At 44.0% G+C, this 13305-nt stretch carries 10 protein-coding genes; 1 reads left to right on the top strand and 9 read right to left on the bottom strand.

Going from position 1 to position 13305, the window contains the following annotated elements; genetic code table 11:
- Positions 1–47: 47 nt before the first annotated feature.
- Positions 48–1715 (bottom strand): M28 family metallopeptidase, encoded by a 1668-nt coding sequence (locus ACYX4W_RS09185; protein WP_476075338.1) that lies wholly within the window; start codon positions 1713–1715, stop codon positions 48–50.
- A 70-nt stretch (positions 1716–1785) separates the two neighbouring features.
- Here ACYX4W_RS09185 and ACYX4W_RS09190 point away from each other — a divergent pair, with 70 nt between their 5' ends.
- Positions 1786–2739 (top strand): DUF3025 domain-containing protein, encoded by a 954-nt coding sequence (locus ACYX4W_RS09190; protein WP_476075339.1) that lies wholly within the window; start codon positions 1786–1788, stop codon positions 2737–2739.
- A gap of 150 nt (positions 2740–2889) precedes the next feature.
- Here ACYX4W_RS09190 and ACYX4W_RS09195 read toward each other — a convergent pair whose 3' ends face one another.
- From ACYX4W_RS09195 to ACYX4W_RS09230, 8 genes are all read right to left on the bottom strand, one after another.
- Positions 2890–3594 (bottom strand): YIP1 family protein, encoded by a 705-nt coding sequence (locus tag ACYX4W_RS09195; protein ID WP_476075340.1) that lies wholly within the window; start codon positions 3592–3594, stop codon positions 2890–2892.
- A gap of 274 nt (positions 3595–3868) precedes the next feature.
- A complete protein-coding gene (locus tag ACYX4W_RS09200) occupies positions 3869–5593 on the bottom strand; it encodes an SLC13 family permease (RefSeq protein ID WP_476054632.1) in 1725 nt (574 codons plus the stop codon).
- Positions 5594–5609: 16 nt separating this feature from the next.
- Positions 5610–7025, bottom strand: coding sequence for a sulfate adenylyltransferase subunit CysN (cysN, locus tag ACYX4W_RS09205; RefSeq protein ID WP_476075341.1), 1416 nt, complete (start codon positions 7023–7025; stop codon positions 5610–5612).
- Position 7026: 1 nt separating this feature from the next.
- Positions 7027–7818 carry a 3'(2'),5'-bisphosphate nucleotidase CysQ gene (gene cysQ, locus ACYX4W_RS09210; protein WP_334057750.1) on the bottom strand — a complete coding sequence of 264 codons (792 nt, stop codon included), beginning with the start codon at positions 7816–7818 and terminating at the stop codon, positions 7027–7029.
- The gene (cysC, locus tag ACYX4W_RS09215; RefSeq protein WP_474807967.1) at positions 7818–8414 is read right to left on the bottom strand and encodes an adenylyl-sulfate kinase; all 597 of its coding nucleotides are present in this window, start codon (positions 8412–8414) and stop codon (positions 7818–7820) included. The genes cysQ and cysC overlap by 1 nt, the downstream gene beginning before the upstream one ends.
- Positions 8414–9328: a sulfate adenylyltransferase subunit CysD gene (gene cysD, locus ACYX4W_RS09220; RefSeq protein WP_179982784.1), complete on the bottom strand. Its 915-nt coding sequence runs from the start codon at positions 9326–9328 to the stop codon at positions 8414–8416. Before cysD ends, cysC begins: the two co-directional genes overlap by 1 nt.
- A 252-nt stretch (positions 9329–9580) precedes the next feature.
- Entirely contained in the window at positions 9581–11086 is a 1506-nt protein-coding gene (putP, locus tag ACYX4W_RS09225) for a sodium/proline symporter PutP (RefSeq protein WP_476075342.1), read from the bottom strand.
- Between the two features lie 117 nt (positions 11087–11203).
- A complete protein-coding gene (locus ACYX4W_RS09230; RefSeq protein WP_476075343.1) occupies positions 11204–13165 on the bottom strand; it encodes a GGDEF domain-containing protein in 1962 nt (653 codons plus the stop codon).
- Between the last annotated feature and the right edge of the window lie 140 nt (positions 13166–13305).

A 13305-nucleotide genomic window follows, 5' to 3' on the forward strand; every position in this document is an offset into this window, starting at 1 on the left:
TTACTGCATAACTAAGCATTTTTGACGCTTAGAAGTCAGAGCGGATATTAATTCTTGCGCTGAAACTCACTTGCTTCATTCCATTTAGGCCAAGTGTCAGCATTCGCAACGCCGACACCCACATCAAACAGCATCTGCGTGTCTTGTACAATGCCGCTTAGGTCCCAGTCATCGCGATATTGGTCGCACACTTGATGGTAGCAGCCTGTCACGATAACGTTCATACGTTTTCTGTACTTAGCCGTTTCTTCATCTGCTGGCTCATTCCCGCCCTCTGCATAAAGTGCTGGTACACCTTGTTTAGCAAAGCTGAAGTGGTCAGAACGGTAGTAGTAACCTGCTTCAGGTCGGTCTTCTTGGGTCAGCGTTCGACCTTGCTTAGCTGCAGCGGCTTCAAGGTAGTCTTCCATTTCTGATTTGCCCATGCCTACAACCGCCACGTTCTTGGTTTTACCTAAAACGTTCATTGCATCCATATTGATGTTCGCAACGGTATTTTCAATAGGAATAACAGGGTTGCTGGCATAGAATTTACTGCCCAATAGCCCTTGCTCTTCAGCCGTCACTACTAAAAACGACACTGAACGCTTAGGTGCAGGCGTAAGTTCTGAATAGGCTTTAGCCATAGCAAGCATTGCTGCAGTACCTGTGGCGTTGTCGTGCGCGCCGTTATAGATTTGGTCGCCTTCTTTGCTTTCATCTTTACCTAAATGATCCCAATGTGCCGTGTAGATAATATGCTCATCAGGAAACTCGGTACCCGGTAATGTGGCGATAACATTGTTGCTTTCTGACTTTTCGAACGTGTTTTTCACGGTAACTGACGCTTTAATATCCATTGCTTTGCTATATGGACCCTGCATGGCGTTAGCTTTCTCTGTGTCAAAATCAAGGCCAGCATCGGCAAACACTTTTTTCGCTGCATCTAACGTAAGCCAGCCTTCAACGGCAACGCGGCTCGCACCTTTATCGGCACTCACTAAACCGTACTGCGGACCACTCCAACTGTTTGCAACAACAGACCAGCCGTAAGAGGCAGGTGCGGTTTCGTGAACAATAATAGCGCCTGCTGCACCTTGACGACTCGCTTCTTCATACTTGTAGCTCCAACGGCCATAATAGGTCATGGTAGTACCTTGAAACTTACCGCTTTCTGGGTTTTCAAAACCTGGGTCGTTAATTAACATAACCACGGTTTTGCCTTTAACATCTAACCCTTCATAATCGTTCCAGTCGTATTCTGGCGCATTTACGCCATAACCAACGAACACCAGTTCAGAGTCATCAAGAGATACCAATTTTTGCTCGCGCTTGGAAGAGGCTACCATTTGCTCTTTGTAGGCAAACGTATTGTCGCCTATCGTCATGGTCATATCTGGATCAGCGGTAATTTCCATAAGCGCTACTTTTTGAAGGAAGCTATCGCCATTACCCGGCTGAAGCCCAGCTTTAGTAAATTCACTGACCAAGTAATCAATGGTTTTCTTTTCACCTTCAGTCGTTGGTAAACGACCTTCAAACTCATCAGAAGACAAAACTTTTAGCGGCTCGCGAATGTCAGCATCAGAAATACTGCTGTAAACGCTGTCGAAGTTAGAAGCCGCAGGCATAGTCTTCTGCGCTGATTCGTTTGTTGAGGTGCTGTCGTTGTTAGGAGTGCAAGCACTTACGCCTAGAAGGGTAGGTACAAGCAACGGCAAAAACATTTTTTTCATTGTTAGTCTCTGTTTGCTCTACAATACGCGTCCAGTATAGAGAAAACCCCAAAGCGAACCAATAGTTGATATGCAATCAAACTCAATTCCCTTCTGTAAAGACTACTTACTAAAACACGCCAGTAAACCGGTTACGGCGCTTCTTGAAGAGGTTGGCTTGCTAAGTAATACCGAATTTCCTACGCCTGAGCTGCTAAATGAATTGACTATACGGTATTGTGAGCATTGGCAGGGGCCTCAGTTCAAAGGGCAAAGCCAGTTTTCAAACGATGAACAACGATATTACGAAACCATTATTAGTGAAGACGGTGTAGTTCCTACACGGGAGCAAAGCTGGCACGACCTGTTTAATGCACTTATTTGGTTGCAGTTTCCTAAGACAAAATCGTTACTAAATGAGTTGCATATCAAAGATATCAATGCGTATGGTGTAAACCCCAGAACGGCGCGCCGCAACCGCATTACGCACTTCGATGAGTGTGGGGTAGTACTTGCCATTGAAGCACCCGAGAGCATTGCTTTAAATAAGCCTAAGCGCACAGCAACACTCACTGACTCAAATAGAGGAACAACAGATAAGATCATGCAAGGTGCGCCATGTGATAGTGCCACCCTTGAAACGTTTTTAGCGGAATTAGCGTCCCATCAGTGGGAGCGTGTTTTTATGGCAAAACGGTCACTGTGGCACGCACAGGTCAGCCCTTTTATCTTCGGGCACGCGAATTTAGAAATGATGCTAAACCCATTTATAGGTCTTACGGGCAAGTGGTTAGCAGTAGCCGTACCACATGGTTTCAGCAGTCTCGATAAATGGCAGCAGCGCTTGCTGTTAGACGATGCGATGACAGCACGCATTAAAGCGTTAAATTATTTTGAAAAAACACCGCTTTTAAAGCCATTACCTTTGCTTGGTGTTCCTTTGTGGCACAGTCAACAAGATGAAACGTTTTATCAGAATAAAGACTATTTTAGACCGCTAAGGGAGGGAAGTAAGCCGACAATTCAGCTACCTTTGTGGTCTTAAAGGGCTTGGGTCCGTTGACTTGTGTACCGTCTTTTTTAAATTAAGCTTCGAAGATTTAAATTTTAGGTAGGAGCTTGTCGCTGCCCCAGTTTTATCGGGGCAGCAACAACAAATAGCCAAATGAAAAGCGGGCTATTGAAAGCGATTTTTTTAGAATAGCGCTAAAGCAATCAGCCAAATACCGTAGATAACCACATACGGAGCGCTTGCAATGAGTGCCGCTTTCTTAAGAGGAAAAGACGTCCATTGAGAGATGCCTACCGTGGCCAAATAAATTCCCCAAAAAAGCTCTAACCTTAAAGCTTGGCCGAACGCGTACCAAGGCGAGTCCATAGGAATACTTGCTATAAAGCCTAAGGATGCTGGTGATAAGATTGATGGTGCCACCTGGTGGTCGCCGGTGAACAATAGCAGTGCAACGCCAACTAAACCGGTAAGTACGTAAGGCATTGAAAGCCACCATGCAAAACCGTACCAATCTGTGAAACCGAAAACATGGCTATCGTCTGAACGAGTCATAAGGTTTACGTATACGGCATAAACAGCGTTAACGATAATAGGAATGAAAAAAGCACCGATAATAGAAGACCAAAGCAGCGCATCTCTGGTAAAGAAAGCCTTCATCTGTTCTTCTTCAGCCGGGCTCATATCGCCTTGTGCGGCAATGTTCATTTCTGCAAACCACTCAATATCGACAAAGTTCACATAGAGATATTGAGATACCAGCGTAATAGCCATTACCAAGATAAACGGCATCCAGCTCCAGTTATTGTGCTCGCCAACCGCTTTGAAGGCGCCATTCGGTTTAAAAAAGATATCATTACACGCTTGGAAAGGATTCGTCACAGTGTGCATCCTTTGCTCCTCTTTCTTAGTTTTTATTTGCTGTTCAGATTCTGTGTAAAACAATGATTGTAAATTATTGTTCGTTAACACGTGGATAAGTTTGGGTATAAAGATTACTGGCGGGCACACATTATGTACAGCACAAGATTCTGATAAAGAGTCATTTTTTGTAAGGGAAAATGAATAAAGTTAGTTAATTGTAGCGCGCACACTCGGTTAAAGAGCAGTAAAAAGGGAAGCTAGGCTTCCCTTTTGTTTTCTATGGTAGTAAACCATAAACAATCTATAGATAAGTTATATTCAGCAGCGTTAGCACTATTGTGCTGTACATTACAGATATAGGTAACCCTATCTTTATAAAATGCGCAAATTTGTAGTTGGCAGCATTGTAAACCAAGAGGTTGGTTTGGTAGCCAAATGGCGATATAAAGCTCGCGCTTGCCGCAAAGGCAACGGCTAAAGCAAATGGCATTAGCGGTGCGCCGATAATTTGCACTAGCCCATAAGCAAACGGGAACATTAATGCCGCAGCTGCATTGTTGGTAACGAACTCAGTTAAAAGTAAGGTTAGCAAGTAGATAACCACGAGCGCCACAAACCAATCAGTGCCCGCCAAAAGAGGCATGAGCGCTTCGGTTGTAGTGGTTATGACTCCAGAGTTTTCAAGCGCAGTGGCTAAACTTAGCGCACCGACTATTACAACAATCAAGTTTAGCGGCAGGTTTCGCTTCATTTCGCCGTTTGACGTAACCCTAACGCCGATAAGCACAGCAGCTAAGAACAGTAAACCGATAGCCAATGAGATGACATTAGTCGCGGCCAATAACACCGTGGTAAGGAAACCGCCAAGCGTGATCCACTCTTGCTTATTGGTCAAAGGACGGGCAATTTTTTGCTCAGACAAAATGAAAAAGTTCTTGTTCAAGTTTTGACGAGTCGCAAAGTCAGGACCTGTCGCTAACAACAAAAAGTCACCGGCTTGAAGCTTTATTTCTCCTAACTTTCCTGATAGTTGCTCTCCATCGCGACGAATTGCCACAACGGCGGCATCAAACAGAGCTCTAAAACCAAGATTTTTAATGGTTTGCCCAATTATTTGAGCGCGGTTTGCCACCACAACTTCAGTTAAGCTTTCACGCAATACCCCATCGGTTTCTGCGAACATGCTTAAGCCTTTTATATGGCTTAAGTTATCTAGCTTTTGGACGTTGCCAGAGAAGATCAGCTTGTCGTTTTCCAGAATAACCAGGTCAGGCCCAACAGGCGAGATTAGGTTGCCATTGCGCACCACTTCTACTAAAAAGAGCTCAGGCAGATTACGTAAGTGGTTTTGCTCCACGGTTTTGCCAATGAGTTCTGAACCTGCTTCGACTTCTGCTTCAACCATATACTCATGATAGTTATTGTTTTTGTTGCCGATATTGGGCAGCAAAGGTAATAACATGAACATGAGAAGGCCACAGCTTAACCCAGCAATGGAGCCATAAAGAGTGAAGTCGAAAAAATTGAAACCAGGGTGCCCGTGCTCTTGTAGAAAGCTATCTACAATAAGGTTGGTTGAAGTACCAATTAAAGTAACCGTGCCACCGAGTATTGCAGCGTACGAGAGCGGGATCAGTAATCGGGAAGCGGGGTGATATTGGTTCTGTTTTATAGGGCCAATAAGACTGGCCACAATAGCGGTGTTATTGAGTAGTGCTGAAGACACAAAAGTGAGTGAAAACAGACGCCAGTAAGACTGCGTAAAGTTAGCACTAACAAGTTTTCTACCAATGCGTTTTATTAACGCGGTTTTATCAATAGCACTGCTTACTAAAAGCAACAAAACAAGGGTGATTAAGCCCTTGTTTGTTAAGTTTAGCAAGATGTCATCAAGAGATAACTGCTGGGTAACCAGTAAAGCTAACACTGCGCCAGAAAACACAGTGGAAGGGCGCTGACTGGTAAAAATCAGCGCGCATATCGTACTGACAAAAATTGCCAGTACGATGAACTGGGTCACATCCATATTGCTCCAGTCCTGCTTATAGTTTACTGATATCCACAGAGTTCCAATGCGGGAAGTGCTTGCGAACTAATGCATTGAATTCAAGTTCAAACTCAGAGAAGTTAGGCGAAGTATGTTGTGCATCACCCGCTATTTCGTCGATGATCATACCTGCACCTACCGTACCATTGGTTAAACGGTCGATAACAATGAATGAACCTGTAGGACGATTGCGCTTGTACGGGTCACAGGCGACTGGCTGTGTGAACTTAACGTCTACCACACCAATTTCGTTAAGATTTAGATGCATGGCATCTGTTTCTTCCAGCGTGTTCACATCAATTTGGTTATCGATATGAGCAACAACCCCTGGCGTTGATTTAGTCGCGAACTTAAACAAGTATTGCTTGTTTGGCATTAGCGGCTCTTCAGACATCCACACTAAATGTGTTTTGAACTGGGTGTTTAGAAGTGGCAAGTTGTCTGATTTAACAATCATGTCGCCACGAGAGATATCAATTTCATCTTCAAGCGTTAGCGTAACTGCTTGAGGTACATAAGCGCGTTCTTGATCACCTTCAAATGTAACTACTTGCTTAACTTTTGATTTCTTGCCAGAAGGAAGTGCCGTCACTTCATCGCCTGGTGCGACCTGGCCTGATACTACCGTACCAGCAAAGCCACGGAAGTCTAGGTTAGGGCGGTTAACATACTGTACAGGGAAGCGGAAATCTTCTTGATTGTCATCTTCACCAATTTCAATATTTTCTAGCATTTCCATTAGTGGCGTGCCGTTAAACCAAGGTGTTTTCTCACTGATACCTACAACGTTATCGCCTTCAAGTGCTGAAATAGGAACAAATTGAATGTCTGGGATATCCAGCTGTTCAGCAAACTTCAGGTAATCTTCTTGAATCTGCTTGTACACTTCTTCTGAATAGTCCATTAAGTCCATTTTGTTGATTGCAACAATAACGTGCTTAATACCTAGAAGTGAAACTAGGAATGAGTGACGCTTGGTTTGCACCTTAACGCCGCCACGGGCATCAACAAGAATAATTGCAAGGTCGCAGGTAGATGCGCCTGTTACCATGTTGCGGGTGTACTGCTCATGCCCTGGGGTATCAGCGATAATAAATTTACGCTTGTCGGTAGAGAAGTAGCGGTATGCTACGTCAATGGTAATACCTTGTTCACGTTCAGACTGAAGGCCGTCTACAAGAAGGGCAAGGTCAACTTTCTCACCCGTAGTACCTACTTTTTTACTGTCTTTTGTAATGGCAGCAAGCTGGTCTTCATAAATCATTTTTGAATCGTGAAGTAAGCGACCAATAAGGGTACTCTTACCATCGTCTACGCTACCGCAGGTAAGGAAACGTAGCATGTCTTTCTTTTCGTGTTGCTCAAGGTAAGACAGAACGTCCTGTCTTAATAATTCGTTTTCGTTGTTCATGTTATGCGCTCACAAGGAAAAAGGGGTTTAACACAGACTCTTTTTGGTTATAGGTAAGAGCGTCGGCGTTGTCATCTAATGGGTTTTCTGGATCTAGAACAGTTACATTTGCTCCAGCAGCTAATGCAACTGCATGTGCTGCGCCTGTATCCCATTCAGATGTTGGGCCCAAACGAGGGTAAAGATGTGCTTCGCCCTCTGCCACCAAGCAAAGCTTCAGTGAACTACCCATCGCCACAAGCTCTGTTTCACCTTCAAGCTGTGCCAATAAATTTTGAATTTCAGGACTTTGGTGAGAACGACTGCCAACCACTTTCCACACTTCTGCACCATCGTGCTTGCGTGCAGAAATAGCAGTGAATTCACCATCTACTTCGGTCCACGCACCTTCACCTACAATACCGACATAGCTTTTGTTTAGCGCAGGCGCGTAAACCACACCCATTGTCGGTTTGCCATTTTCGATAAGTGCAATGTTTACCGTAAATTCGCCGTTTTTCTTAATAAACTCTTTGGTGCCGTCGAGCGGGTCTACCAACCAGTAAGACGACCATGTTTTGCGTTCGTCCCACGAAATATCAGCTGACTCTTCAGACAAAATAGGCAGATCAGATTCCGCTTCAAGGGCCTTTACAATAACGTTATGGGCGGCAAGGTCAGCTTCGGTTAGCGGGCTGGTGTCTTGCTTTTCATAAATAGCGAAATCTTTTTCGTAAATCGCCATAATTTTATCGCCAGCTTCTTTGGCAATAGTTAGCACTTTTTGTGCAAGGGTATTTAAAGGCTGTGTCATTACACCAATCCCTTTTCTTGTAGCAAAGCATATAAACGCTCAGCGGTTTGCTCTGCCGGTTCATCCTGATAGGTTAGGTGCACTTCTGGTGATTCAGGTGCTTCATAGGCTGAGTCTATGCCCGTGAAGTCCTTGATCTCACCGCTGCGCGCTTTCTTGTATAGCCCTTTAGGGTCGCGCTTTTCACACACCTCAAGTGGCGTATCAACAAACACTTCTACAAATTCACCGTCATCCATTAGGCTACGGCAGTAATCGCGGTCTGCCTTAAACGGAGAGATAAAAGCGGTAAGCACAAGAGTACCTGCGTCAACGAACAGCTTCGCAACTTCACTGATGCGGCGAATATTTTCAACGCGATCTTTGTCGCTAAAGCCTAAGTCGCCGCATAAGCCGTGACGTACGTTGTCGCCATCAAGCAGATAGGTGTGCTTGTTCTGCTCGTGAAGCTTTTTTTCAAGCAGGTTTGCTAATGTCGATTTACCAGAGCCGCTTAAACCCGTAAGCCAAAATACACGAGGCGTTTGACCAAGCTTTTCAGAGCGAGTGGTTTTATTGACTTCGTGTTTGTGCCAAACAACGTTGTCTGTGGCCATTAGAAGTACCCTTCCATTTTTTTCTTCTCCATAGAGCCCGCGCTGTCGTGGTCGATAACTCGGCCCTGACGTTCAGACGTCTTGGTAAGCAGCATTTCTTGAATAACTTCAGGTAGGGTTGCTGCTTCTGACTCTACTGCACCGGTCAATGGATAACAGCCAAGAGTACGGAAACGCACAGAGCGCATTTCTGGAACTTCACCTTCTTCAAGCGGCATACGGTCGTCATCAACCATAATAAGCACGCCATCACGCTCTACCACAGGACGAGGCTTAGAAAGGTACAGTTGTGGAATATCAATGTTTTCTAGGTAGATGTATTGCCAGATATCTAGCTCAGTCCAGTTAGACATTGGGAAAACGCGGATGCTTTCGCCTTTGTTAACTTGTGAGTTGTAGATATTCCAAAGTTCTGGGCGCTGGTTCTTAGGGTCCCAGCGGTGGTTGCTGTCGCGGAAAGAATAAACGCGCTCTTTAGCACGAGACTTTTCTTCGTCGCGTCGTGCACCACCAAACGCTGCGTCAAACTTATATTTGTTTAACGCTTGCTTAAGCGCTTGAGTCTTCATGATATCAGTGTGTTTCGATGAGCCGTGGCTAAATGGACCAACGCCAGCTTCAACACCTTCTTCATTAATGTGAACAAGCAAATCAAAACCGTGTTTCTCTGCTTGCTCGTCGCGGAATTTGATCATTTCGCCAAACTTCCACGTGGTGTCTACGTGTAGAAGTGGAAAAGGAATTTTGCCTGGCGCGAACGCTTTACGGGCAAGGTGAAGCAGCACTGAAGAGTCTTTTCCTACAGAGTAAAGCATTACTGGGTTTTCAAACTCAGCAGCTACCTCACGGAAAATTTGAATACTCTCGGCTTCGAGTTGTTTCAAATGCGTTACAGACGGGATACTAGCAGTCATTTTGAAGTCCGAATTTATGTTATATATAAAAAAGTTATATGCGGGTTATTTTTCTGCATAGAACGATAACATATTTAAATTCAAAAGTAGTATGCGATTTTGCTATTTAAAATAGCAATCTTATTCCAATAAATAAAACTGTCATACAATTGAAGCATAAGGCCCTATTTTGCAAGGGTAGAAAAAGATAAGGCCCTGCTTAGAAAACTAAACAGGGCCTTACTTTTACTCTTATTTACGCGTTGTTTTTAATTACTTTTCATTCAGCTTGGTCTGGAATGCATCGAATGTGTCTAGCACGCCTCCTCTTGGTGTACCTGATTTACTCAAAATCATTATGGTTAAGCTCGACAAAATGAACCCGGGTACAATTTCGTACATCCATGCCCCAAGCTTTTGTCCACCAATTTCTATCGGAAGATAAATCCACAGTAGTACGGTCACAGCACCAACTATCATGCCCCCCAACGCCGCGCGGCGGGTCATTTCACGTTTAAATAAGCTAAACAGTACTAGCGGGCCAAATGCTGCACCAAAGCCAGCCCATGCGTTACTCACTAAGGTCAATATCGTGCTGTCTCTGTCATAAGCTAGGTAGATAGCCACGAGTGCGACGGCTACAACGCTTACACGACCCGCTATTACTAACTCACCATCAGATGCATCTCTGCGAAGGAAGGCTTGGTAAAAGTCGCTGGTAAGTGAACTAGACGTTACTAGTAGCTGAGACGAAATGGTACTCATGATAGCCGCTAGGATCGCAGCTAGTAAGAAGCCTCCAATAAGCGGATGGAATAAAATTTGAGAAAGGTAGATAAATACTGTTTCTGGGTCAATGTCATTGCCGTTACCGGTAATATAAGCCAACCCAAATAAACCCGTCATTAGCGCGCCGATGATAGAAACAATCATCCAACTCATGCCGATGTTTCTAGCGGTAGGAATATCTTTTACCGAACGGATAGCCATGAAACGAACGATAATATGTGGCTGACCGAAGTAGCCTAGACCCCATGACATCAGTGAAACAATACCGATTACGCTTAATGCTTCGTTAGTAGAGGCATCCATGAATGCATCAAATAAAGCAGGGTTAATGGTATCTAGTGCGTCAATTGAAGCCCCAATTCCGCCAAGCTCACTGATGACCACAGCAGGTACCATAATGAGTGATACGAACATTATGCAGCCTTGCACGAAATCGGTCATGCTCACTGCCATAAATCCACCTACGAGGGTGTAGGCAACGACAACACCGGCAGTAACGTATAAGCCGGTCTCATAAGTTAAGCCAAAGGATGTTTCAAAAAGCTTCCCACCAGCGACAACACCAGAAGAGGTATACAGCGTGAAGAAGACAACGATAACTACAGAGGCTATAACGCGCAATAAACGCGTGTTATCGGCAAAACGGTTCTCAAAATAGTCGGGGAGGGTAATGGAGTTGTTAGCCACTTCGGTGTAAACGCGAAGGCGCGGAGCGACCAACATATAATTTGCGAGTGCACCTAAAACTAACCCGACGGCAATCCAGCCTGCAGATAAGCCCGATACGTACATGGCACCAGGTAAACCCATGAGCATCCAGCCACTCATATCTGATGCGCCTGCTGAAAGTGCGGTTACAGCGGGGCCTAATTGGCGGCCGCCAAGCATATAGCCTTCTACGTTGGTGTCTGTTTGCCGATAGGCGAAAAGTCCTATTCCCAACATTACAACAAAATACAAACCCAACGAGATTATCGTGCCAGTAGCCATATAAATTCCCTATGTTTTTTATTTCATGCTAACACCTATGACTTAGAGTCTCTACGTCAGTCGGCGACCTTGCTTGTTTTATATACGGCTACAGGTAAATAAAGTTTGGCAAAAATTTTAATACGCGAAAGATTCTACTCGCGCGCGCCCGGATCTTTTTGCTTTGTAGAGAAGCTCATCACAGGCTTTAATAATAGTATCCAAATTGGTTTCTCCGCGGACATTCAGCAGCCCCGAAGAAAAGCTAACTGAAAACTTCTTATTGGTATGCGTCCAGTTTTTTTGGTGAGAAAGCGCCACATTTAACTCATCGAGTATACGCTTGGCCGATTGCTCATCTGAGTCAGAGAAGTAGATCAAAAATTCTTCACCACCATATCGGCAAAGCTTATCTGATTTTCTAATCCTATTTTTGATGATTCGAGTGAGTGTAGTTAGTACTTCGTCGCCTACGGTGTGGCCATATCTATCGTTAATCTTTTTAAAATTATCAACATCAAGCAGGGCTATACACGATGTATTGTCGCCTTTAAGTGACTTTTTAAGACTATTCAACATCGCGCGACGGGTGAGGGCGCCAGTAAGAGAGTCTCGTTCCGCTAGTAAGTCACTTTGTCGTTTAGAAATCCAAAGCCACAAAGCAAGTATAAGAAGAATAGTGACAATGAGCGCAAAAATAGTCGTTTTCATTGCCTCTTTATCGGTGGATAGCCCTTCTTTTTCGTCTCGCAGGGCGTTGATTTCTTTTTGTCTATAATGGACAAGCTCAATATCCTTCGCGATGCTATTTGAGAAGTCAGGCGAAGAGAACTGAAATTGCTCCGTGTTCTTTTCGAAGAGAAGTTGGTTGTACGCTTTTGAATGCTCATAGGCTTTTTCGTAATTGCCAGCGGCGTCATAGATTCGAGCAAGTTCGAGTTCTTTTCTTAACAGGTGATCAGCTCTAAATTCCTTAGATGGCAGGGTATCTAGCATGGCTTTTGTATACCTGTTAGTTGCTTCATAAAGCCCTTTTTTATTACGTTCAGCAATAGCTTTATAAGACTGATAAAGATAAAAAAGCTCCTCTGCTCGAGTTTTTATCTGAACATTATCTATCGCCTCCATCTTGTTTATAACTAAGCTGATTTCACTATCATGAGTTTGCTGAAACCCCGTTACAAGCACTCGCAATTTTTGATACAAACTTAAAAACATCTCAAATTCTGAATTTCTATTTTTTACAAATTTAATGGCCTTATTTGAGGTCAGCAGGGCGTCGTCATATTTATTTTGGAGAAGAAGAGAGTCAATCGAAGTAAAGTATGCCCACGTAACAGAACCATCTTTGAGGTTACTTTGCTCGATTATCTTCATTGAGTGAGAGTAAGCTCTACTCGGTACCGATAGCTCTGTAAAAGCGATGCGAAGCCACTCGTGTGCAGTTGCGCTACTTAACGCATTCTCAAGAGTTCGTGAAGAAGCTCGCGCTGGCAAATGGGGGAGTGCGTACTCCAATTCATTGATTGCCTGAATGGGATTAGCTAGGGTGAGTTCCATTGACAGCCACACACTAGCTATGGCGGTTGCTGTTTTGCTACCCGTTTCCAAAACTTCACGCTTTAAGCGTTTAAGCGCTGGCACTGTAACATTGATTCGCAGTGACGATCGGTCAAAGTCGTTAACTGCTCTGGCATAGATATAATACGCCCTTGCGGCAGCATACAAATCTGTATTGAGCGACTTTAGCTCGTTCCAATGGTTCTCAAGCAAAGGTGACTTAACGTATATTGGAACTCGAGGGCCTTCCGTTTCGTTAGCTGTCCCCGTAGCCAATAAATGTCTAAAGATTATGCCTTCACTACTATCATCAGATTGAATTTGTAAGTCTTCGATTTTTGCTTTTATCTGGTCATTATCAATATCAGATTGATTATTCCAGTTATAGATAGTTACTGCTGCTAACCGACTATAAGCATCTAACTTTTTAAGCCTCAACTTCTCAGAATTAGTGTCTAACTGTGCATGAAGCGAGTGACTGAAGAAAATGATGAAAAGTAGACAAAATTTCCCCCTTGTAAAACGACACCAAGCGGCCATTGAATTTGCTACCTCTATACTGCGGATAAGCTGAAATGTTTGCTGAAAATTAAAACGATTGTTTTAATCCTAAAGTATAAGTTTTATTGAACGTATTTTCACCTTAAATTTAGGTAAAAAAAATCGGCCGCAGTGGGCCG

Source organism: Alteromonas sp. ABH4_454 (genome assembly GCF_056311775.1).

What these genes read in the sequence shown, in the direction of transcription:
- cysD (WP_179982784.1), bottom strand. Translation starts at nt 9,328, where the DNA reads ATGACTGCTAGTATCCCGTCTGTAACGCATTTGAAACAACTCGAAGCC.
- putP (WP_476075342.1), bottom strand. Translation starts at nt 11,086, where the DNA reads ATGGCTACTGGCACGATAATCTCGTTGGGTTTGTATTTTGTTGTAATG.
- cysN (WP_476075341.1), bottom strand. Translation starts at nt 7,025, where the DNA reads ATGAACAACGAAAACGAATTATTAAGACAGGACGTTCTGTCTTACCTT.
- cysC (WP_474807967.1), bottom strand. Translation starts at nt 8,414, where the DNA reads ATGGCCACAGACAACGTTGTTTGGCACAAACACGAAGTCAATAAAACC.
- ACYX4W_RS09230 (WP_476075343.1), bottom strand. Translation starts at nt 13,165, where the DNA reads ATGGCCGCTTGGTGTCGTTTTACAAGGGGGAAATTTTGTCTACTTTTC.
- cysQ (WP_334057750.1), bottom strand. Translation starts at nt 7,818, where the DNA reads ATGACACAGCCTTTAAATACCCTTGCACAAAAAGTGCTAACTATTGCC.
- ACYX4W_RS09185 (WP_476075338.1), bottom strand. Translation starts at nt 1,715, where the DNA reads ATGAAAAAAATGTTTTTGCCGTTGCTTGTACCTACCCTTCTAGGCGTA.
- ACYX4W_RS09195 (WP_476075340.1), bottom strand. Translation starts at nt 3,594, where the DNA reads ATGCACACTGTGACGAATCCTTTCCAAGCGTGTAATGATATCTTTTTT.
- ACYX4W_RS09190 (WP_476075339.1), top strand. Translation starts at nt 1,786, where the DNA reads ATGCAATCAAACTCAATTCCCTTCTGTAAAGACTACTTACTAAAACAC.
- ACYX4W_RS09200 (WP_476054632.1), bottom strand. Translation starts at nt 5,593, where the DNA reads ATGGATGTGACCCAGTTCATCGTACTGGCAATTTTTGTCAGTACGATA.